Genomic DNA, 23,253 nt, shown 5'->3' on the forward strand with positions numbered 1-23,253 from the left:
TAAAAAGCCTCCGTTTCGGGAGGCTTTTAGGTTTTACAAGTCAAAATCGTAATCGGCCAATTGCTTTTGCAGTCGGCGCTCCTCCAGCAGGTTGTCGATGGTCCGGCGCTTGCTCAGGTTGGTTTTCGCAACTTCAGCCACCGGCTCGGCATCATCAGCCTCTACGGGGGTGAAGTCGTCATCTACGTCCAATTGCTCTTTGCCAGTGCTCATTTAGTTACTCCAGGCGAAGAAGGCCTTTGGGGCTCCTTATATCGACAATCGTGCGATGGGTAAAAAAGATTTTTTCAATCGATAAATCGAAAAGCCCAATAGCGGCTCAATCGTCCGAGGTCTTGTGCTTGTATTCGCACAAGTCTTCGATCCGGCAACTGCCGCAGCGAGGCTTGCGGGCCAGGCAAACGTAACGTCCATGAAGGATCAGCCAGTGATGGGAGTCGAGCAGGTACTCCTTGGGCACGAACTTCATCAATTTATTCTCGACCTCGACCACATTCTTGCCGGGCGCGATGCCGGTGCGGTTGCTGACCCGAAAAATGTGGGTGTCCACGGCCATCGTCAATTGGCGAAATGCAGTGTTGAGCACCACGTTGGCGGTCTTGCGGCCTACGCCGGGCAAGGCTTCCAGTTCCTCGCGGGTCTGCGGCACTTCACCGGCATGACGCTCAACCAGCAGGCGGCAGGTCTCGATCACGTTTTTGGCCTTGCTGTTGTACAGGCCGATGGTCTTGATGTATTCGGACAATCCTTCGACGCCCAAGGCATGAATCGCCGCCGGCGTGTTGGCAACCGGAAACAGTTTGGCCGTGGCCTTGTTGACGCCGACATCGGTCGATTGCGCCGAAAGAATCACTGCAATCAGCAATTCAAAGGGTGAGGAGTAGGCCAGTTCGGTCTTCGGTTCCGGATTGTCTTCATGCAGCCTGCGGAAAATTTCCAGACGTTTTGCAGCGTTCATGTGCGGTGCGTTTCCTCGTAGGCGGTCAGTGTGAGGGCGGCGGGCGGTGCCAGGCTTGCCAGGCGGCGATCAGTAATCCCAACAGTATGAAACCGCCAGGAGCCAGCGTGGCCAGGCGCAAGCCACCGTCAGCGGTCAGCACCCAGCCCTGCCAATCGGCGTGCGTCGCAGCAGCCAGCCACGGCAGATGATTGCCGAGTGTTCCGTAGCCAATGAGTTCGCGCAGAAGGCCCAGGCCCACCATCAATGCGCCGAACAGGCCACAGAGGCGCCAACGTTCGCGCCAGGGGCTCTGGAAGAAATCATTGCGCTCCAGCACGACGCATTGCAAGGCGATCAAGCCGGCATAGATCCCGGCATGCTGATGCCATTGCAGCGACCAGACCTGCGCGCCGAGTTCTGCGCAACTGGTCAGCGTTGCTGCAAGCAATACGCTGGCCGACAATTGGGTCGCCGGGAGCAGCCGCGAGCGCAAGGCGTTCATGCAGAGGCCAAAAGCACTGGTCACCACAATGAACATCACCCACAGGCCCAGGGCACTCACCAGTGAGCCGGTGGCGCCAATCAGCGGCGCGAGCATCAAGGAGTTCTGCAACCACAACGCTTTAGTCATCTGGAGGGCTCCCAATCAGTGAGCGCCGGTGCTCATCGAAATAGCGCAAGGCATCATGGGTGGCCTGGATCACCGCTCTTGAAGTGATGGTCGCTCCCGCAATCTGGTCAAACTGTCCCTGGTCCTTTTTCAAAGCCCAGGCGTTGTCACCCGGATCGGTTCGCGACCTGCCGGCAAAGGCCTCAAGCCAGGCATTGGGCCAGTCGGCGATGCGTGCGCCGAGCCCTGGGGTTTCCGTTTGCTTGAGGGTTTTGACCCCCAACACTCTGCCGTCGGTATCGATGGCGATCAGCAAGTCGATGGCGCCCTCGTAGCCCAGGGTCTGGCTGCGCAGCAGCACGGCACAGGCTCGGCCGGCCTTGGTCGCGCGGTAACCCGCCAACAGCGTGCTGTTGCCCAGCGTGGTGTTTTCGAGGCTGAGCGGTTGTTCCAGCGGTTGATTGTCATAGCTGTCGGGCGGTAGCAGGTCCAGCAGGTTGCGACTGTCGATCAGACGCTGTTCAGCCGCAATCCGTGGCGCGCTGCCCTGCTGCGCGAGATAGGTCAGGCCAGCCCCGAGGGTGGCCAGTAATGTCAGGATGACGGCGCTCGACGCTCGGCTCATGGTGCGCGCAGCTCCTGCCTGGCCGCGACAAGCCGCTCCAGCGCCGGTACACAGAGGTTCATCAACAGCACGGCAAAGGCCACGCCGTCCGGGTAGCCGCCCCAGGTGCGAATAAGGTAGGTCAGCAACCCCACGCCGGCACCAAACAGCAATCGCGCACCCGGGCTTTTTGCACCGGACACCGGTTCCGTGACGATGAAGAAAGCGCCCAGCATGCTGGCGCCGGTGAGCAGATGAAACAGCGGCGATCCGTGAGAGTCTGAGCCCGAACCGTTCCAGCACAACAGGCTGATGACGAACAGGCTGGCGAGCATGCCGACTGGCGCGTGCCAGCTGAATACGCGACGTTGCAGCAAAAACGCGCCGCCGGCGAGAAAGGCCAGGTTGACCCATTCCACGCCGCGGCCACCGAATTGACCAAAGGCCGGATTTGCCGAGAACAGCTCGTCCATGGTCAGGCTTTTGTTGATCCGCAGGCTGTCCAGTGCCGTGGCCCGCACCCAGGCGTCCGGGCCCTGGCCTGCACCGAACACCTGCTGCACCCCCCCCCACAGGTCCATGCCATGGGCGGCGGGCCAATGGGTCATCTGTTGTGGAAAGGTCACCATCACCAGGGCGAAACCGAGCATCGCCGGGTTGAACGGATTGCTGCCGACCCCGCCGTAGAGGTGCTTGCCGAACAACATCGCAAGCGCGGCAGCGCTGACCGTCATCCACCAGGGGCAATAGGGCGGCAAGGCCAGGGCCAATAGCGTGGCGCTGACCAGGGCGCTGCCGTCGCTCAAGGTCGGCTTGAGCGCGCGCTTGCGCAATCGCAACACCGCCGCTTCCGCGGCTAATGCACTGGCGCCTGCCAGAATCAGGTTGATCAACACCCCCCAGCCGTAGAACCAGAACAACGCCAACATCCCTGGCAGCGTCGCCAGTAGAACCAGTTTCATCGCCTGCTGAAGGCGTAAATCGACCGGTTCAAGGGGCGGCATGGGCATCCACCTGGCGTTCGGCTTCGCCCAGGGCGCGCTCCAGGGCTTCGATCTGCTCCGCGGGTGTGGCGCTGGCCTGGGCTTTCTTCAGTTCGGCGCGGCGCATGGCCAGCTGGATTTTCGCCCGTTTCAGTTCGGCGTCCTTCGCTGGAGCCGACACGGGGGCAGGGGCCGTCGGTGCAGCGCGTTCCAGTTGGGCCAAGGCTTGCTCGGCGGCTTCGAACTGCTGTTGCAGGACAATCAGCTGCGATTGCTGTTCGAAGGTCGGCGGATGACCAAAGGCCTTGAGCGACTTGTTCAATTGCGCCCGGCTCATCGCCAGGTCGACCTTGGCTTTTTTCAGGGCAGCATCGGCGTTCGCCGCCTTCTGCGCGCGCACGCGTTCCAGGGCTGCCTGTACCGGGTCGAGCGGAATATCTGCGTGTGCCGGGCTGGGTTGGGCGCTCCGTTTCGCACGGGCTTCCCGCTCGGCAGTTTTTTGTTGTTCTTCACGCTGCAAGCGGGCGTTGCGCTGCTCGAAACGGCGCCGAGCATGGTTGCGTTTGGCGGCACGGGCCCGTTGCTCTTCCAGGCTGAAAGCCAGGCCACCGACTATCGGTAGCACGCCGCTCAAGGGCAGTGGATGCATTTCGATGCAGTCCACCGGGCAGGGCGCCACGCAGAGATCGCAACCGGTGCATTCGTCGATGATGACCGTGTGCATCAACTTGGCCGCACCGACGATGGCATCCACCGGACAGGCCTGGATGCATTTGGTGCAACCAATGCACTCCGCTTCACGGATAAAGGCGATCTGCGCCGGGGCCGAACCGCGACTGACGTCCAGTTCCAGCACCGGCACGTTCAACAGTTCGGCCAGGGCGTTGATGGTTTCACTGCCGCCAGGCGGGCATTTGTTGATCGGCTCACCGCTGGCGATGCCTTCGGCGTACGGCTTGCATCCGGGGTGGCCACACTTGCCGCATTGGGTTTGCGGCAAGAGGGCGTCGATGCGTTGAATCAGACTCATGTTTTGATCAGCCCGCTGAATCCGAGAAAGGCCACTGCAATCAGGCCGGCACCGATCAGGTCGATCGGCAGGCCGCGAAAGGGCAGGGGCACATCGTTGTCGAGTGTGCGCTGGCGCAAGTCATGGAACAGACTCAGTACCAGCCAGAAGCCCAGCCCGGCACCGATGCTCAAGGCTGTAGCGTGAAAAAATCCTTTGTCCTCCCGAGCATTGAGCAAGGCCACGCCGAGCACCCCGGCATTGCACAGCAGCAACGGCCAGAGGCCTTCGAAAGACAATGTTGAAAATACCCGTGCCAGCAGATTCAACAACGGGCCGATCAGCAGCGCACTCAATGGCAGAAACACAAACAGGTGCAGCGCCGTCAACGCCAGCGGTACCAGCAGCCATTGATAGAACGCATAGCCGAGCACCCCGGTGATCAGCATCAGGCAGGTCGTCGCGATGCCCAGGGCGTGGACCTGGCGACGTTCGCTGCCCAAGAGCGGATCGACACCCAGCGGCCAATGCAACACGAGGTTGTTGAGCAGGGCGGTGCTGATGAGCGCAAGCAGGGTTTCGGTCATGATCGTCCGTATCCGTCGCATAACCCTGTAGGAGCTGCCGCAGGCTGCGATCTTTTGATTTTGCTCTTAAAAAAGCCAAGATCAAAAGATCGTCCGAACGCGGCCCGAGCCTGCGGCAGCTCCTACAGAGATAGTATGGGCCAGACATGAAAATCCCACAGTCGCGCCAGGCACGACTGTGGGATCGGTTTACCGCAGTGCCTTACTTGATCCGCTGACCAGGCTTGGCGCCGCTGTCAGGGCTCAGCAGGTAGATTTCTTCACCGCCAGGGCCGGCCGCCATCACCATGCCTTCGGAAATCCCGAACTTCATTTTGCGCGGCTTGAGGTTGGCGATCATCATCGTCAGGCGACCATCGAGCTTGGACGGGTCCGGATAAGCGCTCTTGATCCCGGAGAATACGTTGCGCTGCTCGTCGCCGATGTCCAGGGTCAGGCGCAACAGCTTGTCGGCGCCCTCCACGTGCTCGGCCTTGACGATCAGGGCGACGCGCAAATCGACAGCCGCGAAGGTGTCGAACTCGATCTCCGGCGACAGCGGATCCTTGGCCAGTTCGCCGTTGCCGGCAGGTGCGGCTTCGCCGGTGTCGGTCTGACTGGCGGTCAGGTCTTCTTTCGAAGCGTCGGTCATGGCTTGCACTTTTACCGGGTCGATACGGGTCATCAGCGGCTTGAACTCGTTCAACTGATGGTTGGCGAGCAAGGTCGCGTGGTCGTTCCAGGTCAGCGGCGCGACGTTAAGGAATGCCTCGGCATCGGCGGCCAGCAGCGGCAGCACTGGCTTGAGGAAGATCACCAGTTGACGGAACAGGTTGACGCCGGTGGCGCAGATGGCCTGGACTTCTTCCTGCTTGCCTTCCTGTTTGTTCAGCGACCACGGCGCCTTGTCGGCAATCCAGGCGTTGGCACGGTCGGCCAGGCCCATGATCTCGCGCATGGCGCGGGCAAAGTCGCGGGCTTCATAGGCATCGGCGATGCTTGGCGCGGCGGCCAGGAACGCTTCGGTCAGCTCCGGCGCGGCGTTGGTCTCGACCATCACCCCGGCATTGCCCTTGTTGATGAACCCGGCGCAACGGCTGGCGATGTTGACGACTTTGCCGACCAGGTCGGAGTTGACCTTCTGCACGAAGTCTTCGAGGTTCAGGTCCAGGTCGTCGACGCCACGGCTCAGCTTGGCCGCGTAGTAGTAGCGCAGGTATTCCGGCGACAGGTGATCCAGGTAGGTCCGGGCCTTGATGAAGGTGCCGCGGGACTTGGACATTTTCTGGCCGTTGACGGTCAGGTAGCCGTGTACGTTGATGCCGGATGGCTTGCGGTAGCCGGCGCCTTCGAGCATGGCTGGCCAGAACAGGGCGTGGAAGTTGACGATGTCCTTGCCGATGAAGTGGTACAGCTCGGCGGTGGAATCCTTGCCCCAGAACGCGTCGAAGTCCAGCTCCGGCGTGCGGTCGCAGAGGTTCTTGAAGCTCGCCATGTAGCCGATTGGTGCGTCCAGCCACACGTAGAAATACTTGCCCGGCTCGTCGGGGATTTCAAAACCGAAGTACGGCGCATCGCGGGAGATGTCCCACTGTTGCAGGCCGGCATCCAGCCATTCGGCGATCTTGTTGGCCACGGCGTCCTGCAGGGTGCCGCTGCGGGTCCAGGATTGCAGCATTTCCTGGAAGTCCGGCAACTTGAAGAAGAAGTGCTGGGAGTCCTTGAGCACCGGGGTGGCGCCGGAAATCGCCGACTTCGGATCCTTCAGGTCAGTCGGTGCGTAGGTCGCGCCGCATTTTTCGCAGTTGTCGCCGTACTGGTCTTCGGTGCCGCATTTCGGGCATGTGCCCTTGATGAAGCGGTCGGCCAGGAACATTTTCTTTTCCGGGTCGAAGTATTGGGTGATCGAACGCGTGGCGATGTGCCCGGCGTCGCGCAGCTTCAGGTAGATCTGGCTCGACAGTTCACGGTTTTCTTCGGCGTGAGTGGAGTGGAAATTGTCGAAATCCACCAGGAACTCGGCAAAGTCGGCGCTGTGTTCAGCCTGGACGTTGGCGATCAGTTGTTCAGGGGTGATGCCTTCCTTTTCCGCGCGCAGCATGATCGCCGAACCGTGGGCGTCGTCGGCGCAGACATAAATGCATTGGTTGCCGCGGTGCTTCTGGAAGCGCACCCACATATCGGTCTGGATGTATTCCAGCATGTGGCCAAGATGGATCGAACCATTGGCATAGGGCAGGGCGCTGGTGACGAGGATCTTGCGTGGCTCGGACATGGGGCTCGGCTACTTGATGAAACGGAGGTCGGCCACTATAAAGCGCTGGCAAAGATATTTCACCCCTGCAAATCGTTGCCGGGCATGCCGTCCGGAAGACAGAAGGGGTAGGATACCGCCAACTTTTCCCAGTCTTGTTTCGGAGTTGCCCATGAGCGCCGTCAATCGCGCAGCGGTGGAAGCCGTCCTTCGCCAATACACCGACCCCTATCTGAACCAGGATCCGGTCAGCGCCGGGTGCGTGCGCAACATCGAGATCCAGGGCGAGCGCGTCAGCGTGCAGCTGGAACTGGGTTATGCCGCCGGTCTGTTCAAGAGCGGTTGGGCGCAGATGCTGCAAATGGCCATTGAAGGCCTTGACGGTGTCAGCGCTGCCCGCGTCGACATCACCAGTGTGATCGCCGCGCACAAGGCCCAGGCACAGATCCCGGGCCTGGCCAACGTCAAGAACGTCGTGGCCGTAGCCTCCGGCAAGGGTGGCGTGGGCAAGTCCACCACTGCCGCCAACCTCGCGCTGGCCCTGGCCCGCGAAGGCGCCAAGGTGGGGATTCTCGATGCGGACATCTACGGTCCGAGCCAGGGCATCATGTTCGGCATCGCCGAAGGCACCCGGCCGCAGATCAAGGATCAGAAATGGTTCGTGCCGATCCAGTCCCATGGCGTCGAAGTGATGTCCATGGCGTTCCTCACCGATGACAACACGCCGATGGTCTGGCGCGGGCCAATGGTCTCCGGCGCATTGCTGCAATTGGTGACACAAACCGCGTGGGGCGACCTGGATTACCTGGTCATCGACATGCCGCCAGGCACCGGTGACATCCAGCTGACCCTGGCACAGAAAGTCCCGGTGGCCGGCGCGGTAATCGTGACCACGCCACAGGACCTGGCATTGCTGGACGCGCGCAAGGGCGTGGAGATGTTCCGCAAGGTCAATATCCCGGTGCTGGGCGTGGTGGAAAACATGGCCGTGCACATCTGCTCGAACTGCGGGCATGCCGAGCATCTGTTCGGTGAGGGCGGCGGTGTGAAACTGGCCAATCAGTATGGCGTCGAGCTGCTGGCGTCGTTGCCGCTGGCGATGGCAATCCGCGAACAGGCCGATGGCGGCAAGCCAACGGTGATCGCCGAGCCGGACAGCCCGATTGCCCTGGTTTACCAGGAACTGGCCCGCCACGTCGGCGCGCGGATCGTGCTGCAGGAAGCCGCAACGCCGGCGATGCCGAACATCACCATCAGCGACGATTAATAAGATACCCCCTGTAGGAGCACGGCTTGCCGGCGATGGCGAATTCACATCCGCCATCGCCGGCAAGCCGTGCTCCTACAGGGTGAAGCGTTGCCTTAGATGCGCAATCCGCCATCCAACTCCAGAATCCGACCGGTGTAATAGTCGTTTTCGAAGATGTAAGCCGCCGATTGGGCGATTTCTTCAGGTTTGCCCATGCGCTTGAGCGGAATTCCCGACGTCATCTTCTCCAGCGCTTCCGGTTTCATGCTCAGGGTCATTTCGGTTTCGATGAAGCCCGGCGCAATGCCGGCCACACGAATGCCGTAGCGCGCCAGTTCCTTGGCCCAGGTCACGGTGGCTGCAGCGACACCGGCCTTGGCGGCGGAGTAGTTGGTCTGGCCAACGTTGCCAGCGCGGGAAATCGACGAGATATTGATGATCGCGCCGCGGTTGTCGAGCTCGACCATTTTCGCCGCGACCTCTCGGGTGCACAGGAAGACGCCGGTCAGGTTGACGTCGATGACCGCTTGCCACTGGGCGAGGCTCATCTTGGTCATTTCACCATCCTTGACCTTGAGCAGCAGGCCGTCACGCAAGATCCCGGCGTTGTTGATCAGGCCATGGATCGCGCCAAAGTCGTCGGCGACCTGGGCGACCATGTGGCTCACCTGCTCTTCATTGGCCACGTTGCACAGGTAGGCGCGGGCTTCGACGCCCAAGGCCGTGCAGGCAGCGACGGTGTCGTCGAGCTTTTCCTGGTTCAAGTCCACGAGCGCCAGCTTCGCGCCCCTGGCGGCGAAATACTCGGCCATCGAGCGGCCTAAACCTTGGCAACCGCCCGTGATAATGATTACTTTGTCAGTGAGTTGCATTCGTATGCCCCCGGTAGCAGATCTGGTGGATTCCTTTTAGAGAGTCTCTCGATCTGCACCTGATATGGCCTGGCTGCAGAACTGCCCCCGATCGCGTACCGGGACTTTCCCGGGTCGCCCGTCCGTTTTTTAGACGGAATCTCTATAAGGAGTCATAAATTGAGCGTTGAAGCGGCCAAGAATGCCCGAGAATTGCTTCTCAAGGAATACCGTGGAGTGCTTTCGACGCACTCCAAGTCTATGCCAGGTTTTCCGTTTGGTTCTGTGGTGCCTTATTGCCTGGACGACGAGGGTCGACCGCTGATTTTGATCAGCCGCATCGCCCAACACACCCATAATCTGCAAAAAGACCCGAAATGCTCACTTTTTGTAGGGGAGCGTGGGGCTGAAGACGTGCAAGCCGTTGGTCGGCTGACCTACCTGGCCGAGGCAGAACAGCTTCAGGAAGCGCAGGCCATCGAAGCAGCCGCTGAGCGTTACTACCGCTACTTCCCTGATTCGCAGAACTATCACCAGGCCCACGATTTCGATTTTTGGGTGCTCAAGCCTGTACGCCATCGGTACATCGGCGGTTTTGGCGCGATTCACTGGGTCAACGACCTGATCCTGGCTAACCCCTTTGCGGGCAAGGCCGAGGTGAGCATGGTCGAACACATGAACGCCGATCACGCCAAGGCCATTGCCCATTACGTCGACCTGGCCGGTCTGCCGAAAACCTCGCCGGCGCAGATGGTCGGTATCGACAGCGAAGGTATGCACCTGCGCATCGGTCAAAGTCTCCACTGGCTGCGGTTCCAGGCGCCATGTAATACGCCGACACAAGTTCGCGAAGCCTTGGTTTTCCTGGCTCACGCCGAACATTGGCCGAAAAATGCCGTGGCCGACGCTTGAATTCACGCAATGGCGACGTCATCTAGGGAAGACTGGCAAGGCATTCTTGCGTTGAGGAACCATTTGATGCGCCCTTTTTTGTTGCTCTTTCTGCTGTTCCCGGTGTTGGAGCTGTTCGTATTCGTCAAGGTGGCAGGGGCGATCGGGTTTTTCCCGGCCCTGCTGCTGATCATTCTCGGCTCGATGTTCGGGGTGTTCGTGTTGCGCGTCGCGGGGCTGGCCACGGCGCTGCGTGCCCGTGAAAGCCTGAACCGAGGCGAACTGCCGGCCCAGACCATGCTTGAGGGCTTGATGCTGGCGTTGGCCGGCGGCCTGTTGATCCTTCCGGGTTTCATCAGCGACGTGATCGGCCTGATCATGCTGCTGCCGATCAGCCGTCGCCTGCTGGCCAATAAAATGCGCCAGCGAGCCGAGGAGCAAGCGATCCGCCAGCGTGCGTTCGCCGATGACCTCCAGCCCCGTGGCGGCCCTGTGCCACGCGAGCCACTGGGCCGCGAGCCCAATGTGATCGAGGGCGAGTTCGAACACCGCGATACCAAGTAACACCCCTATCGACACGGCACCTTCGGGTGCCGTGTTCGTTTTCGGGAGATTGCCGTAAAAATTTTTCGATCCCCGCCCTTGTAATAAGCTTATGCGCCCTTATGTATCGGTCACCGCAAGGTTTCTGGTGATCACGCCAGACAGACTTCCGCGGTTCGCTCGACGAACCGCACCCGGCTCCGCCGGACTTTGTTAAACCCGCCGGGACTACACCGGCCGATGAAAACCACAATTAGGAGAGATCGACAATGAAGCTTCGTCCTCTGCATGACCGCGTCGTCATCCGTCGCAGCGAAGAAGAAAAGAAAACCGCTGGCGGTATCGTCCTGCCAGGTTCGGCTGCTGAAAAAGCCAACAGCGGCGAAATCCTCGCTGTCGGCACCGGCCGCGTATTGGAAAACGGTGAAGTGCGTGCACTGTCCGTGAAAGTGGGCGACAAGGTTGTGTTCGGTCCTTACTCCGGCAGCAACACTGTGAAAGTCGACGGCGAAGACCTGCTGGTAATGAGCGAGAACGAAATCCTCGCTGTTATCGAAGGCTGATTACCCGCTCATTTTCCCGTTACTACAAAGTATTTAAGGAATATCGATCATGGCTGCTAAAGAAGTTCTGTTTGGCGATTCCGCCCGCAAGAAAATGCTCAAAGGCGTTAACGTCCTGGCTGACGCGGTAAAAGCGACCCTGGGCCCGAAAGGCCGTAACGTGATCATCGAGAAGAGCTTCGGCGCTCCGACCATCACCAAGGACGGCGTTTCCGTAGCCAAAGAAATCGAACTGGAAGACCGTTTCGAAAACATGGGTGCGCAGCTGGTCAAAGACGTTGCCTCCCGTGCCAACGATGACGCAGGCGACGGCACCACCACCGCTACCGTTCTGGCTCAGTCGATCGTCAACGAAGGCCTGAAAGCCGTCGCTGCCGGCATGAACCCGATGGATCTGAAGCGCGGCATCGACAAGGCGACCATCGCCATCGTCAAAGAGCTGAAAAACCTGTCCAAGCCATGCGCTGACACCAAGGCTATCGCTCAGGTAGGTACCATCTCTGCCAACTCCGACAACTCCATCGGCGACATCATTGCCGAAGCCATGGAAAAAGTCGGTAAAGAAGGCGTGATCACCGTTGAAGAAGGCACTGGCCTGGAAAACGAACTGTCGGTTGTAGAAGGCATGCAGTTCGACCGTGGCTACCTGTCCCCGTACTTCGTCAACAAGCCGGAAACCATGGTTGCCGAGCTGGACAACCCGTTGGTTCTGCTGGTCGACAAAAAGATCTCGAACATCCGCGAAATGCTGCCAGTGCTGGAAGCCGTTGCCAAAGCCGGCCGTCCACTGCTGATCGTTTCCGAAGACGTTGAAGGCGAAGCCCTGGCGACTCTGGTTGTGAACAACATGCGTGGCATCGTTAAAGTCGCAGCCGTCAAGGCGCCAGGCTTCGGCGACCGCCGCAAGGCCATGTTGCAGGACATCGCTGTTCTGACCGGCGGTACCGTTATCTCCGAAGAGATCGGCCTGAGCCTGGAAGCAGCCACCCTGGACAACCTGGGCAGCGCCAAGCGCGTGACCATCTCCAAGGAAAACACCATCATCGTTGACGGTGCTGGCGTAGCAGGCGACATCGAGTCCCGCATTGCTCAGATCCGTGCTCAGGTTGCTGAAACTTCCTCGGACTACGACCGTGAGAAACTGCAAGAGCGTCTGGCCAAGCTGTCCGGCGGCGTTGCAGTGATCAAGGTTGGCGCTGGCTCCGAAGTCGAAATGAAAGAGAAGAAAGCCCGCGTTGAAGACGCCCTGCACGCTACCCGTGCAGCCGTTGAAGAAGGCGTGGTGCCTGGCGGTGGCGTTGCGCTGATCCGCGCTCTGCAAACCCTGAACGATCTGAAAGGCGACAACGCTGATCAGGACGTAGGTATCGCTGTTCTGCGCCGTGCCGTTGAAGCACCGCTGCGTCAGATCGCTGCCAACAGCGGTGACGAGCCAAGCGTTGTGGTCAACGAAGTCAAGAACGGCAAAGGTAACTTCGGTTACAACGCTGCGACTGGCGAATACGGCGACATGATCGAAATGGGCATCCTGGACCCAACCAAGGTCACCCGTTCCGCGCTGCAAGCTGCATCGTCGATCGGCGGTCTGATCCTGACCACCGAAGCTGCTGTTGCTGAAGCGCCGAAGAAAGAAGGCGCAGCTGGCGGCGGCATGCCAGACATGGGCGGTATGGGCGGCATGGGCGGCATGATGTAAGCCAGCCTTACCCCTGTACTAAAAACCCCGTCTGCGTAAGCAGGCGGGGTTTTTTATTGCCTCCATTTTGAGAATCACACACCAATCCCTTGTAGGAGTGAGCCTGCTCGCGATGGCGTCGGATCAGGCGCTGACCGGTTCTGCATTTGCCTCAGATTCAGCCTTCACAGTCGGCAGATACAAAATCCAGTAATACGACCCCAGGCAAATCAGCCAGCAGAACACCGCCGTCCACACGTTGTGCGAGAAAAAGTGCGCCCCCTGCAGCATGCGGCCAATGGAGAACACCGAGCCCAGGGTGAAGGCGAAAACCAGCGCCGCACGCGCCATGCGTGGACGGCGATCACGCAACACGAAGAACAGCGCAAACAGGGTGAAACCGGTCGCGGCGTGACCGCCAGGCCAGCAACGACCCGGTTTTTCCGTGGCCGGGCGTGGACTCAACAATTCGCTGTAGGTCTCGTGACCGCCGAATTGCTCAAGGCTCCACGGGCATTGCACCGCCGTCACCGCCTTCATCGGCGTGACGAAGGACGTCGCCAGCCCCAGGGACAGCACCAGGCAGCCCAGTTCGCGCTTGAACGGCTTGAGCCGGGTCATGAACAACGAACCGGCAAAACCGAGGATAGCCAGCACCGAAAAGGCGATGACCACTTGCTTGGCCCGATCATGCAGGATGGTTTCCAGGAAATAGCTGTGTCGCCCGATAAAATCCCCGGCGACCGGGTCGTAGAACAGCCTGGCCAAATCCATGTCCAGGGTCGTCAGTTCGAGCAATATCAAAATGATTGCTGCAAAGGCAGGAACACCCAGGCACACCCAGAAGTTGAGCGGTCGGGAAGCGGGGCGTGCAGAGATCGAAACCATGGCGAATCCTTGGTCAGTAAAATGTTCTTGAATACGCAGCCGCGCGGAGTCTGAGCTCGATCCTGTCGTCAACCTGTGAACCGATAGTGAAAAAAACGTTGAGGCTTGAGCCGGCCATTTCGCCAGACAGGCCACTGCACACAACCCTGGCCCTGAGCCACACTTGGCCTTAAGCTGCGCGGGCCAAGACGGCCGTTACTGTGTACGGAGAAGGTGCCCATGCGAATTTTATTGGTTGAAGACAACCGCGATATCCTGGCCAATCTGGCCGATTACCTGGGACTCAAAGGCTATACCGTGGATTGCGCACAGGACGGGTTGTCGGGCCTGCATCTGGCGGCCACCGAGCATTACGACTTGATCGTGCTCGATATCATGCTGCCCGGCATCGACGGTTACACCCTGTGCAAACGCCTGCGCGAAGACGCCCGGCGCGACACGCCGGTGATCATGCTCACGGCGCGCGATCAACTGGACGACCGCCTGCAGGGCTTCAAGTCCGGTGCCGACGATTACCTGATCAAACCCTTCGCCTTGTCTGAACTGGCGGCGCGGGTCGAAGCCGTGATGCGGCGCACCCAGGGCGGCGGTCGCCGGACCTTGCAGGTCGGCGACCTGAGTTATGACCTCGACACGCTGGAAGTCACTCGCGAAGGCCGATTGCTCAAGCTCAACCCGGTAGGCCTGAAGTTGCTGGCGGTGCTGATGCAAAAAAGCCCGCATGTACTGCGCCGCGAAATTCTCGAAGAGGCCCTGTGGGGCGATGACTGCCCGGACAGCGACAGCCTGCGCAGCCACGTCCATCAATTGCGCCAGGTGATCGACAAGCCGTTCGCAAAACCGCTGCTGCACACCGTTCACGGTGTGGGTTACCGCCTGGCCGAGGGGCGTGATGGAGTTTAGACAGAGCCTTGCTCAACGGATCATCATTGCCTTTGCGCTGATGAGCGCACTGGTGGCGGGTGCCTTTGCCATGGGCATCGTCGCCACTGTGCACCTGGTGGAAGAAAAACTGATCTCGGCGGGCCTGGGCGGCGATTTGCAGCGCCTGTTGCTGATGGACAACGTCTCGGACTGGAGCCATCGCCCGGAACCGGACCAGTTGTTCTATTTCAGCGGCGGGCCGGGCGATTTCGAGTTGCCCAAGGATTTGCGGCACCTGGACTCGGGGTTTCACGAAGTCTTTCGCGAGCAGCTGTCGTACCACGCGATGGTCGAGATCGTCGATGGCCGGCGGTATGTGTTGTTGCAGGACCAGAGTGACTTCGAAGAACGCGAGCGGGTGCTGTTTGCCGTAGTGCTGGTGGGCTTCGTGCTGAGTCTGGCGCTGGCGGTGTTCCTCGGCTGGGTGCTGGCCCGCAAGGTAATGGCGCCGGTGGTAAGGCTGGCGCGCCAGGTACGTCATCGCGATCAGTTGCTGGGGCTGGCACCGCCACTGGCGCCGGATTATGCGGCCGATGAAGTGGGCGAGCTGGCCGTGGCCTTCGACGCTACCCTTGGCCGTTTGCGCCAGGCGCTGACCCGCGAACGCATGTTCACCAGTGACGTCAGCCATGAACTGCGTACGCCCTTGATGGTGCTAGCCAGTTCCTGCGAGTTGTTGTTGGAAAACCCCGGTATCGATCAGCGCGGCCGTGCCCAGGTAGAGCGAATTGCCCGCGCCAGTGAGGAAATGCGCGAGTTGGTACAAACCTTCCTGATGCTCGCCCGCACCCAGCGCGAAGACGCCGGCATGTCTGCGCAGCAGACGCTGGGCGAAGTGGCCGATGGCTTGATCAACCTGTGGCGCGAACCGATCGAGGCCAAAGGTCTCAAGTTGATCGTTGACCAGGGAACCCCAAACAAAACTCGTTACAACGCAACGCTCCTGCATGCGGTCATGGGCAACCTGCTTCGTAACGCCCTGCATTACACCGACCGGGGGTTTATCCGCTTGAGCCTGATGCCCATGGGGTTCATGGTCGAGGACAGTGGCGTAGGCATTCCCGAGGAAAAACGCGAAGCGATGTTCGAGCCTTTCGTGCGAGGCAGCGAGAAACGCGGAGAGGGTCTGGGGCTTGGGCTATCGTTAGTACAACGGATTTGTGAAAACCAGGGGTGGAGTGTCAGCCTGACGACCATGGAACCCAATGGCTGTCGTTTTCAGGTTCAGTTCAATGCATCGACCGTGAGTTGATGGCCGCTGAAAGATTGATTGAGATCGCTGCCTTGTAATACCTCGAAATGATTCGAGGTACTCATGACAAATTTTTCACAATCGCATGACCTGACCCTCACACATCGCTACCTAAGGTGGTAGGTATCAGAGCTCAGGAGATTGATGATGGTGGATGGCCCGATCAAACTGGATTTTTCCAACAAATACGACGATCAACACGCCCAACGTTACTTGCGCAAGCACAAGGATGGCGTGGGTCGCCGCTTGTCTCACTGGCGTGATGAGCAGATGGCGCGCAAGGCGTTGACGTTGGTCGGCGAACCGGGCTTGGTCCTGGATCTGCCCTGTGGCGCGGGGCGCTTCTGGCCGTTGCTGGCGGAAAAACCCAACCGCGTGATCATCGGTGCCGACAATTCCGAGTCCATGATCAAGATCGCTACACAGTCGCAACCAGCTGATGTCGTGAAAAGGGTACAACCCTTGCGGACGTCTGCGTTCGACATCGCTTTGCCGGATAACGCCGTCGACAGTATTTTCTGCATGCGTTTGCTCCACCACATCGGTGAAGCCGAGCATCGACTGGCGATTTTGCGCGAGTTCGAGCGCGTCAGCCGTGACAGTGTCATCCTCTCGCTGTGGGTCGACGGCAACTTCAAAGCCTGGAAACGCAAGCGCGCGGAGAGAACCCGTGGGCAGGAAGGTTACCAAAATCGATTTGTGTTACCGGTGGCTACCGTAGAAAAAGAGTTTGAGCAGGCAGGTTTCCGTATTCAGGAACGTATCGACTTTTTGCCGCTCTATGCCATGTGGCGAGTTTATGTATTGCGCAAGAGGTAACAGATGGCAGAGCAGTGTGCAGCAGGATCGGAAGTCGCTTCCCAGGACCCATTCGATTACTACTGGAATCAGCGCGGTGAATGGGTGGAAGAACCCAATGTCCGGCGCGGTGGTGAGAGTGGCGTGCAGCGCCTCATGGGCAGTGACGGACAACTGCTGTACGTAAAGCGCCAGACTGGCCATATCCATCGTGGTCTTTTGCACCCTTTCGGCCGGCCGACGGTGTTGCGCGAGCGTGATGCACTCACCGGCCTGCGCCTGCTCGATGTGCGGGTTCCGGAAATCGTTTTCTGTGGTGCGCAACGCGATCCCGTGCACAAATGGCGCGCATTGCTGGTGACCAAGTCCCTGGACGGCTTCCAGGAAATCGAGCATTGGTACGCAAGTGGTGGACGCGAGCGCCATGGCGAGGCTGTGCACGATCGCGTGCTCAAGGACCTGGCCGAGAACCTGGCGCGGATGCACAAGGGGCGTTGGCAGCACAGCTGCATCTATATCAAGCACGTATTCGTTCGCGTCACCGGTGAGGGCGAGGCTGCCAAAGTCGAGGTTGCCTTGATCGATCTGGAGAAATGCCGGCAGCGTTTGAGTGCTCGGCAAGCAGCTGCCCATGACATGAAACAGCTGCGCCGCCACTCGTCATTCAGCGCGACGGACTGGAAGAAACTCGTCTATTTTTATGAGACGGCGTTTGGCAGCGCTATCAAAGGTTTATAGCAATGAAACTTGAAGTCGCGCGAGGTTTGTTTCTGGTAGGAGCCTTGGCAGTTGCTTCACTCGCGGTGGCCGCATGGGAGCAGCCTCGCACGCAAGTCCTCAGTTCAGTACACAGTGACGCGCACTGTCCGTTGCCACGGGTTGCCAAGGCATCCGTCGCGACTCAACCCGATCATGATTTGTTGCTGTTCATGTTCGGGCTTTCTCAAGGACTGAGGCCGCAAAGTTGAACAGATTGAAGCCCAAGTAAAAGGCCTCGCTGATGCGAGGCCTTTTTTGTTGAATGATCGTTCCCACGTTCTGCGTGGGAATGCAGCCCGGGACGCTCCGCGTCCCATCCGAAGCCGAACGCAGAGCGTCCGTTGAGGCATTCCCACGCAGAGCGTGGGAACGATCTTAGCGAGAGGGTTTTGCCAGCAGGGTATACACACACGGCAGTACAAACAGGGTAAACAACGTACCAATCGACATCCCGGTGGCAATGACTGTACCGATATCGAACCGGCTTACCGCACCCGCCCCCGTAGCGATGATCAATGGCACCATGCCGAACACCATTGCCGCCGTTGTCATCAACACCGGACGCAGACGAATGGCCGCGGCTTCCTCCACCGCCTCGCGGGGCGTCAGGCCCTTGTCCTTGCGCAGCTGGTTGGCGAATTCGACGATCAGGATCCCGTGCTTGCTGATCAGGCCGATCAACGTCACCAACCCGACCTGGGTATAGATGTTCATGCTCGACCAGCCGAGGAACAGCGGCAGCAAGGCGCCGCAGATCGACAGCGGTACGGTCACCAGGATCACCAGCGGGTCGCGGAAGCTTTCGAACTGGGCAGCCAGTACCAGGAAAATGATCGCCAGTGCCAGGCCGAAGGTCACCCATAGCGCACTGCCTTCCTGAACGTACTGCCGCGATGCACCTGCATAGTCGAAGGCAAAGCCCGCCGGCGCTTCTTCCCGGGCGATCTGCCGCACGGCGTCGATGGCTTCACCCATGCTGACCAGCGGCACCCCGGAAAGAATCGCCGAGTTGAGTTGCTGGAACTGGTTCAGTTGCCGAGGGCGCGCCCGGTCGGTCACGGTGATCAGGGTCGAGAGGGCGAGCAGTTCGCCCTGGGTGTTCTTGACGTAGTAGTTGTTCAGCCAGTCTGGGTTGTCCCGGAAGGGTCGCTCGACCTGGGCAATGACTTTGTAACTGCGGCCATCAACGGTGAAACGGTTGATTTCCGCCTCCCCCAGCAAGGTCGCGAGTGTCCCGCCCAGATCCTGCATCGACACGCCCATCTGGGCAGCCTTGGCGCGGTCGATATCCACCACCACTTCCGGTTTGTCGAAGGCCAGGTCGACGTCGACGAAGGCGAATTTGCCCGACTCCATCGCGCGCTTTTTCACCCGATCAACCACTTGCAGCAGCAACTCGTAGTCGTTTGCGGTGTTGATGACGAACTGGAATGGCAGACCCTCGCCCGTGCCCGGCAGGGAAGGCAGGTTGAAGCCGAAAACCTGCAACCCTGAAATGCTCTCCAGCTTGGCCTGAACCTCGGGCAGGATCTCCATTTGAGTTCGGCTGCGCTCGTTCCAGGGCTTGAGCAGGAAACCGCCGATCCCCGATTGCACGCCGTTGAAGCCGTTGATCTGGAACGACGAGTAGTACTCGGGAAACGCCTTGAAGATCGTGATGAACTCGTCGGTGTAGGTGTTCAAGTAGTCGAGGTTGGTCGGTTGCGGGGCGTTGGCCAGCATGAAAATGATGCCCTGGTCCTCCTCCGGCGCCAGTTCCGACTTGGTGAACTTGAGCAGCACGGGGATCAGGCACAGCACGATCACCGCAAACACCAGCACCACCGGCCGGGTGTTCAGGGTGCCGTGCAGCATTGTCTGGTAACGGCGCTTCAGGCCTTCGAAAATCAGGTCCAGGCGATGGGCCAGGCCCGTGGGGTTTTCATCGTGACGCAACAGCAGGGCGCACATCATCGGCGACAGGGTCAGGGCGACGATGCCGGAGATCACCACCGCACCGGCCAGGGTCAGGGCGAACTCCTTGAACAACGCTCCGGTAAGGCCCGTCAGGAAGCCGATGGGCGCATACACCGCCGCCAGGGTGATGGTCATCGAGACCACCGGCATGGCGATTTCCCGGGCGCCCTCGATGGCGGCGTCCAGCGGTGTCTTGCCTTCCTCGATGTGGCGGTGGATGTTTTCCACCACCACGATGGCGTCGTCCACCACCAGGCCGATGGCCAGCACCATCGCCAGCAGGGTCAGCAGGTTAAGGGAGTAACCCATCATCTGCATGAAGAACATCACGCCGATCATGGACAGCGGAATGGTGACTACCGGGATCACCACCGAGCGCAACGCACCGAGGAACAGGAACACCACCACTATTACGATCAGCACCGCTTCGAACAGGGTCTTGACCACCTCATCGATCGATGCCTGGATGAACAGCGTCGCGTCGTAGGCGATTTCCCCCTTGAGGTTGGGCGGCAACTGGGCCTCCAGCTCCGGCATGATCTTGCGCACTTCCTTGATCACGTCCAGCGGGTTGGCTGCGGGCGTGGCCTTGATGCCGATGTACACCGAGGGCGTACCGCCGAACGAGCTGATGGAGTCGTAGTTTTCCGCCCCCATCTCGACCCGCGCGACGTCGCGCAGCAGCACGCGACTGTCACCATCGACCTTGAGCGGGATCGCGGCAAAGGCTTCGGCTGATTTGAGTTCGGTGTTGGCGTTGATGCTGGTGACCACATACTCGCCTTTCAATTCACCAGCGGCGGAAAGGAAGTTGTACTGGCGCACCGCGTTGGTCACATCGCTGGCGCTCAGGCCGAAACCGGCCAGCTTCGCCGGGTCCAGCCACAGGCGCATGGCGAATACCTGGTTGCCGAGAATCTCGGCTTCGGCCATGCCCGGCAGGGTCGCCAGTTTCGGCTGGATGACCCGCGACAGATAGTCGGTAATCTGCGGGTTGCCCAGTTCCTTGCTGAAGAAACTGATGTACATCAGCGCCGAGGCATCGGCGGCTTCCTTGCTCAGCACCGGGTCTTCGGCATCCTGGGGCAGCTGGTTCTTGACCTCGTTGGCCTTGGACAGCAGCTCGGTGAACAAGCGGTCGGTGTTGGAGCCGATCCGCGCGTAAATCGATATCACCGAGAAATTCTGGCGACTGACCGAGGTCATGTAGTCGATACCCTCGGCGCTGGCCAGGCTCTGTTGCAACGGTTGGGTGATGTAGCCCTGGATGGTTTCGGCGTTGGCCCCGGGGTACGCGGTGGTGACCGTGATCAGGGCATTTTCCATTTGCGGGTATTGGCGCAGCGGCAACTTGCTCCAGGCCTGGAAGCCCAGCAGCACAATCAACAGGCTGACGACGGTGGCGAGCACCGGGCGACGGATGAACGGGTCGGTAAAAGCCATTGGGGGTTCCTTGATCAGTCCGCGCGTGGCTGACTGTTCTTCTCGGCCAGGGTCTTGTCGTCGCTGATGGCGATGTGCGCACCGTTATCCAGTTTGATCTGGCCGGCCGTGACCACTTTTTCGCCGTTCTGCACGCCTTTGCTGATCACCACCTGCCCGTCGCGGCGTTCGCCGGTTTCAATGAACCGCCGTTCGGCGATCAGGATCGGTTGGCCCTTGTCGTCTTTTTCCAGGCTGCCGTCTTCGGCCTTTTTCTCTGCAACGATATATAGGGAGTTGCCATAGAGCGTGTAGGTGATCGCGCTTTCCGGCACGACGATGCTCGGCCGTGGGTTGGGCAACATCACCTGCAGGCTGGCGAACATGCCGGGCAGCAGCTTGCCATCGGGGTTGGCCAGGGTCGCGCGGACCTGCATGTTGCGAGTGCTGTTCTCCAGTTTCGGATTGATCGCACTGATGGTGCCCGGGAAGGTCTGGGACGGGTAGGCCGCGACGATGATTTCAACCGGCTGGCCGAGGGCGATCTTCGGCACCGATTGCTCGGGCACGAAAAAGTCGACGTAGAGGCTGCTGAGGTCTTGCAGGGTGGCGATCATGGTGCCACTGGCCAGGTAGTCGCCAACGTCCACCTGACGAATGCCGATGGTCCCGCTGAAGGGGGCGACGATGCTTTTTTTGCCCAGCGCAGCCTTGAGTTGATTGACCGTGGCCTTGCTCTTTTTCAGTACTGCCGACAGTCGGTCGAACTCGCCTTTGGAAATGGCCTGGCTGCCCACCAGCTGGCTACCGCGACCGTAATCGAGCTGGGCCAGCCCGAGGTCGGCCTGGGCGGTTTCGAGCAAGGCGCTTTCCACGGCGCTGTCCAGGCGCAGCAGTGGTTGCCCGGCCTTGACCTTCTGCCCGGACTCGAACTGCAAATCGACGACCGTGCCGTCGGTCTCCAGGCTCAGGTCGACGCCTTGCAGCGCCTTGAGGGTGCCCACGGTAGGCAGGCGCGCTTGCCAGGGCCGTTCGGTGGCGGTGGCCACGGCGACGCTGATCGGCGGTTTGGGCGCAGAGAAGCCTTGGATCATCGTGTAGATGGAGAAGGCTTTGTAACCGGCCAGGATCAGCACGATCAGCAGAACAACACCCAACATGATCAGCATGCGGCGACGCAGCATATTTCCAGTTCCTTGGAGAAAATCAGGTGAGACAGTAGGGCACATTACCGCGAGTGGAAGCGTGAATCCAACTGGCACTTGTTACAGGCAGGCGCCAACCCCTGTAGGAGCGAGCCTGCTCGCGATGGACTCAAGAGCGCCGCGTTTAATCAGTAAACACGCGTAATCGTTAACGTCCATTGCGAGCATTCGAACGTCGACCGGCTGCTCCTACAAAGAGCAGCGGGCTCAGATGAGGTGCAGATGGTTGTCCCAGAGCCCCGCCGGAAGTTCCAACGGTTTTGCAACCAGGTTTGTCTGACGGCAATCGTAGTACCGGCAGCGCCCCTGGCCCGAGGTCACGACGAAACCGTCGGCTACCGCGCCCACCCCGGCGCAATCGGGCAGTGGCGCGTCCAGGCGCACTTCGCCGCTGTCCAGGTCCCAGATGAAAAAGCGGTTGCCCCGAGGTGCGGTCAGCGCGACCAGGCGCAAATCGCTATGCACCGCAACGCTGGCAGTGTAGTGCCCCATGGCCTGCAATTGATGCTCAGGCACCGGGAACGCCACGAATGGCTGGCCAGGGCGCTTGATCGCCAGCAGCTCCGAGTGTTCGTGGGCCGCCCCCATGAATTGCTGGCCGGCGACGATGGTGCCATCGCTGGCGATGCCCAGGTGACGCACGCTGTTCATCTGCTGGCCGAGGGTTTCCTTGCTCAGCAGGGTGCCGTCGCGTTGCATCAGGACCAGGCTCGGCTCCATGGCGTTGAGGTTCATCTCGACCCGGCTTTCGGCCTCAGTGCGGATGCCGCCGTTGGCCACCACCAGGGTTTCGCCGTCGGGCATCCACGACACTTGATGCGGGCCGATGCCGTGGGTGGAAATCTCGCCGCTGTGGACCAGGCGTTCACCTTCGAACCTGTACACACCGAGTAGGCCGCGACCCGGATCGGTGGTGTCGTTTTCGGTGGCGTACAGCCAGTCACCGCTGTGGTGGATCACCGCGTGACCGTAGAAGTGCCGGTTCGCCCGCGACGTCACGGTTTGCAGCAGCGTGCCGTCACGCAGGTCGATCAGGTAGCTCTCGGTGCCCGGACGCCGGGCAACGAACAGCGCGATCGGCAATGCCGGGTGGTTGATGATGTCATGGCAGCGCTGGCCGACCTGGGTGGCAAACACGCGGGTGCCGTCCAGCCGGTAACCGACGGCGTAGTGCTTGCCGTCGGTATCGTCCCGCGCCGAGAGCAGCAGCGGGCTTTGATCCTTGCGCTTGAACAGCGTCCAGCCGCCCAGTGTCACTGCTCCTAGCAGCAAACTCCCTAATGTCAGAGCCTGGCGTCGCAGCATGTCACT

General features: G+C 60.2%; 23 protein-coding genes. 10 read left to right on the forward strand and 13 right to left on the reverse strand.

All coding sequences use genetic code 11. From position 1 onward, the window contains the following. Positions 1–33: 33 nt before the first annotated feature. The 8 genes from PMI35_RS21700 to metG form a co-directional block, all read right to left on the reverse strand. Positions 34–213, reverse strand: coding sequence for a PA3496 family putative envelope integrity protein (locus PMI35_RS21700; RefSeq protein ID WP_008057542.1), 180 nt, complete (start codon positions 211–213; stop codon positions 34–36). A 106-nt stretch (positions 214–319) separates the two neighbouring features. Beyond that, complete coding sequence (gene nth, locus PMI35_RS21695) at positions 320–958, reverse strand: endonuclease III (protein WP_008057543.1); 639 nt, start codon at positions 956–958, stop codon at positions 320–322. Between the two features lie 25 nt (positions 959–983). Continuing rightward, positions 984–1,571: an Rnf-Nqr domain containing protein gene (locus PMI35_RS21690; protein ID WP_008057544.1), complete on the reverse strand. Its 588-nt coding sequence runs from the start codon at positions 1,569–1,571 to the stop codon at positions 984–986. Next, complete coding sequence (locus PMI35_RS21685) at positions 1,564–2,175, reverse strand: RnfABCDGE type electron transport complex subunit G (protein WP_008057545.1); 612 nt, start codon at positions 2,173–2,175, stop codon at positions 1,564–1,566. The genes PMI35_RS21690 and PMI35_RS21685 overlap by 8 nt, the downstream gene beginning before the upstream one ends. After that, positions 2,172–3,158 carry an RnfABCDGE type electron transport complex subunit D gene (locus PMI35_RS21680; RefSeq protein WP_008057546.1) on the reverse strand — a complete coding sequence of 329 codons (987 nt, stop codon included), beginning with the start codon at positions 3,156–3,158 and terminating at the stop codon, positions 2,172–2,174. Before PMI35_RS21680 ends, PMI35_RS21685 begins: the two co-directional genes overlap by 4 nt. Further along, positions 3,145–4,167 carry an electron transport complex subunit RsxB gene (gene rsxB, locus PMI35_RS21675; protein ID WP_008057547.1) on the reverse strand — a complete coding sequence of 341 codons (1,023 nt, stop codon included), beginning with the start codon at positions 4,165–4,167 and terminating at the stop codon, positions 3,145–3,147. The genes PMI35_RS21680 and rsxB overlap by 14 nt, the downstream gene beginning before the upstream one ends. Beyond that, complete coding sequence (locus PMI35_RS21670) at positions 4,164–4,733, reverse strand: Rnf-Nqr domain containing protein (protein WP_008057548.1); 570 nt, start codon at positions 4,731–4,733, stop codon at positions 4,164–4,166. Before PMI35_RS21670 ends, rsxB begins: the two co-directional genes overlap by 4 nt. A gap of 202 nt (positions 4,734–4,935) precedes the next feature. Further along, positions 4,936–6,987 (reverse strand): methionine--tRNA ligase, encoded by a 2,052-nt coding sequence (gene metG / locus PMI35_RS21665; protein ID WP_008057549.1) that lies wholly within the window; start codon positions 6,985–6,987, stop codon positions 4,936–4,938. Between the two features lie 151 nt (positions 6,988–7,138). Between metG and apbC the strand changes: the two genes are divergently transcribed. Next, positions 7,139–8,233: an iron-sulfur cluster carrier protein ApbC gene (apbC, locus tag PMI35_RS21660; RefSeq protein WP_008057550.1), complete on the forward strand. Its 1,095-nt coding sequence runs from the start codon at positions 7,139–7,141 to the stop codon at positions 8,231–8,233. 95 nt (positions 8,234–8,328) lie between these two features. Here apbC and PMI35_RS21655 read toward each other — a convergent pair whose 3' ends face one another. Then, positions 8,329–9,087 (reverse strand): SDR family oxidoreductase, encoded by a 759-nt coding sequence (locus PMI35_RS21655; RefSeq protein ID WP_032831482.1) that lies wholly within the window; start codon positions 9,085–9,087, stop codon positions 8,329–8,331. A gap of 159 nt (positions 9,088–9,246) precedes the next feature. On the opposite strand from PMI35_RS21655, the gene PMI35_RS21650 reads away from it, so the two are divergent. The 4 genes from PMI35_RS21650 (at position 9,247) to groL (ending at position 12,759) form a co-directional block, all read left to right on the forward strand. Further along, complete coding sequence (locus PMI35_RS21650; RefSeq protein WP_008057552.1) at positions 9,247–9,978, forward strand: HugZ family pyridoxamine 5'-phosphate oxidase; 732 nt, start codon at positions 9,247–9,249, stop codon at positions 9,976–9,978. 66 nt (positions 9,979–10,044) lie between these two features. Continuing rightward, the gene (locus PMI35_RS21645; RefSeq protein ID WP_008057553.1) at positions 10,045–10,521 is read left to right on the forward strand and encodes an FxsA family protein; all 477 of its coding nucleotides are present in this window, start codon (positions 10,045–10,047) and stop codon (positions 10,519–10,521) included. A gap of 248 nt (positions 10,522–10,769) precedes the next feature. Then, entirely contained in the window at positions 10,770–11,063 is a 294-nt protein-coding gene (locus PMI35_RS21640; RefSeq protein WP_007985847.1) for a co-chaperone GroES, read from the forward strand. 49 nt (positions 11,064–11,112) lie between these two features. Next, the gene (gene groL / locus PMI35_RS21635) at positions 11,113–12,759 is read left to right on the forward strand and encodes a chaperonin GroEL (protein ID WP_008057554.1); all 1,647 of its coding nucleotides are present in this window, start codon (positions 11,113–11,115) and stop codon (positions 12,757–12,759) included. Between the two features lie 123 nt (positions 12,760–12,882). Here groL and PMI35_RS21630 read toward each other — a convergent pair whose 3' ends face one another. Beyond that, on the reverse strand, positions 12,883–13,626 hold the full coding sequence (locus tag PMI35_RS21630; protein WP_008057555.1) for a phosphatase PAP2 family protein: 744 nt from the start codon (positions 13,624–13,626) through the stop codon (positions 12,883–12,885). A 219-nt stretch (positions 13,627–13,845) separates the two neighbouring features. On the opposite strand from PMI35_RS21630, the gene colR reads away from it, so the two are divergent. The 5 genes from colR to PMI35_RS33775 all read left to right on the forward strand — a co-directional run bounded on the left by colR (position 13,846) and on the right by PMI35_RS33775 (position 17,568). Next, positions 13,846–14,529: a two-component system response regulator ColR gene (gene colR, locus PMI35_RS21625; RefSeq protein ID WP_008057556.1), complete on the forward strand. Its 684-nt coding sequence runs from the start codon at positions 13,846–13,848 to the stop codon at positions 14,527–14,529. After that, entirely contained in the window at positions 14,519–15,802 is a 1,284-nt protein-coding gene (locus tag PMI35_RS21620) for a sensor histidine kinase (protein ID WP_008057557.1), read from the forward strand. Before colR ends, PMI35_RS21620 begins: the two co-directional genes overlap by 11 nt. A 150-nt stretch (positions 15,803–15,952) precedes the next feature. Further along, positions 15,953–16,621, forward strand: coding sequence for a class I SAM-dependent methyltransferase (locus PMI35_RS21615; protein ID WP_032831483.1), 669 nt, complete (start codon positions 15,953–15,955; stop codon positions 16,619–16,621). 3 nt (positions 16,622–16,624) lie between these two features. Then, positions 16,625–17,338 carry a lipopolysaccharide kinase InaA family protein gene (locus tag PMI35_RS21610; protein ID WP_008057559.1) on the forward strand — a complete coding sequence of 238 codons (714 nt, stop codon included), beginning with the start codon at positions 16,625–16,627 and terminating at the stop codon, positions 17,336–17,338. A gap of 2 nt (positions 17,339–17,340) precedes the next feature. Further along, a complete protein-coding gene (locus tag PMI35_RS33775) occupies positions 17,341–17,568 on the forward strand; it encodes a hypothetical protein (protein ID WP_081504798.1) in 228 nt (75 codons plus the stop codon). Between the two features lie 166 nt (positions 17,569–17,734). Here PMI35_RS33775 and PMI35_RS21605 read toward each other — a convergent pair whose 3' ends face one another. From PMI35_RS21605 to PMI35_RS21595, 3 genes are all read right to left on the reverse strand, one after another. Continuing rightward, positions 17,735–20,758 carry a multidrug efflux RND transporter permease subunit gene (locus tag PMI35_RS21605; protein ID WP_008057560.1) on the reverse strand — a complete coding sequence of 1,008 codons (3,024 nt, stop codon included), beginning with the start codon at positions 20,756–20,758 and terminating at the stop codon, positions 17,735–17,737. Positions 20,759–20,772: 14 nt separating this feature from the next. Further along, entirely contained in the window at positions 20,773–21,921 is a 1,149-nt protein-coding gene (locus PMI35_RS21600; RefSeq protein WP_008057561.1) for an efflux RND transporter periplasmic adaptor subunit, read from the reverse strand. Between the two features lie 228 nt (positions 21,922–22,149). Then, a complete protein-coding gene (locus PMI35_RS21595; RefSeq protein ID WP_008057562.1) occupies positions 22,150–23,247 on the reverse strand; it encodes a DUF1513 domain-containing protein in 1,098 nt (365 codons plus the stop codon). Positions 23,248–23,253: the final 6 nt, after the last annotated feature.

The sequence above is a fragment of the Pseudomonas sp. GM78 genome, from assembly GCF_000282475.1.
In the GTDB taxonomy this organism is placed as follows: Bacteria; Pseudomonadota; Gammaproteobacteria; order Pseudomonadales; family Pseudomonadaceae; genus Aquipseudomonas.

What these genes read in the sequence shown, in the direction of transcription:
- PMI35_RS21630 (WP_008057555.1), bottom strand. Translation starts at nt 13,626, where the DNA reads ATGGTTTCGATCTCTGCACGCCCCGCTTCCCGACCGCTCAACTTCTGG.
- groL (WP_008057554.1), top strand. Translation starts at nt 11,113, where the DNA reads ATGGCTGCTAAAGAAGTTCTGTTTGGCGATTCCGCCCGCAAGAAAATG.
- PMI35_RS21645 (WP_008057553.1), top strand. Translation starts at nt 10,045, where the DNA reads ATGCGCCCTTTTTTGTTGCTCTTTCTGCTGTTCCCGGTGTTGGAGCTG.
- PMI35_RS21640 (WP_007985847.1), top strand. Translation starts at nt 10,770, where the DNA reads ATGAAGCTTCGTCCTCTGCATGACCGCGTCGTCATCCGTCGCAGCGAA.
- nth (WP_008057543.1), bottom strand. Translation starts at nt 958, where the DNA reads ATGAACGCTGCAAAACGTCTGGAAATTTTCCGCAGGCTGCATGAAGAC.
- PMI35_RS21595 (WP_008057562.1), bottom strand. Translation starts at nt 23,247, where the DNA reads ATGCTGCGACGCCAGGCTCTGACATTAGGGAGTTTGCTGCTAGGAGCA.
- PMI35_RS21605 (WP_008057560.1), bottom strand. Translation starts at nt 20,758, where the DNA reads ATGGCTTTTACCGACCCGTTCATCCGTCGCCCGGTGCTCGCCACCGTC.
- apbC (WP_008057550.1), top strand. Translation starts at nt 7,139, where the DNA reads ATGAGCGCCGTCAATCGCGCAGCGGTGGAAGCCGTCCTTCGCCAATAC.
- PMI35_RS21685 (WP_008057545.1), bottom strand. Translation starts at nt 2,175, where the DNA reads ATGAGCCGAGCGTCGAGCGCCGTCATCCTGACATTACTGGCCACCCTC.
- PMI35_RS21600 (WP_008057561.1), bottom strand. Translation starts at nt 21,921, where the DNA reads ATGCTGCGTCGCCGCATGCTGATCATGTTGGGTGTTGTTCTGCTGATC.
- rsxB (WP_008057547.1), bottom strand. Translation starts at nt 4,167, where the DNA reads ATGAGTCTGATTCAACGCATCGACGCCCTCTTGCCGCAAACCCAATGC.
- PMI35_RS21655 (WP_032831482.1), bottom strand. Translation starts at nt 9,087, where the DNA reads ATGCAACTCACTGACAAAGTAATCATTATCACGGGCGGTTGCCAAGGT.
- PMI35_RS21700 (WP_008057542.1), bottom strand. Translation starts at nt 213, where the DNA reads ATGAGCACTGGCAAAGAGCAATTGGACGTAGATGACGACTTCACCCCC.
- colR (WP_008057556.1), top strand. Translation starts at nt 13,846, where the DNA reads ATGCGAATTTTATTGGTTGAAGACAACCGCGATATCCTGGCCAATCTG.
- PMI35_RS33775 (WP_081504798.1), top strand. Translation starts at nt 17,341, where the DNA reads ATGAAACTTGAAGTCGCGCGAGGTTTGTTTCTGGTAGGAGCCTTGGCA.
- PMI35_RS21680 (WP_008057546.1), bottom strand. Translation starts at nt 3,158, where the DNA reads ATGCCGCCCCTTGAACCGGTCGATTTACGCCTTCAGCAGGCGATGAAA.
- PMI35_RS21620 (WP_008057557.1), top strand. Translation starts at nt 14,519, where the DNA reads ATGGAGTTTAGACAGAGCCTTGCTCAACGGATCATCATTGCCTTTGCG.
- PMI35_RS21610 (WP_008057559.1), top strand. Translation starts at nt 16,625, where the DNA reads ATGGCAGAGCAGTGTGCAGCAGGATCGGAAGTCGCTTCCCAGGACCCA.
- PMI35_RS21690 (WP_008057544.1), bottom strand. Translation starts at nt 1,571, where the DNA reads ATGACTAAAGCGTTGTGGTTGCAGAACTCCTTGATGCTCGCGCCGCTG.
- PMI35_RS21670 (WP_008057548.1), bottom strand. Translation starts at nt 4,733, where the DNA reads ATGACCGAAACCCTGCTTGCGCTCATCAGCACCGCCCTGCTCAACAAC.
- metG (WP_008057549.1), bottom strand. Translation starts at nt 6,987, where the DNA reads ATGTCCGAGCCACGCAAGATCCTCGTCACCAGCGCCCTGCCCTATGCC.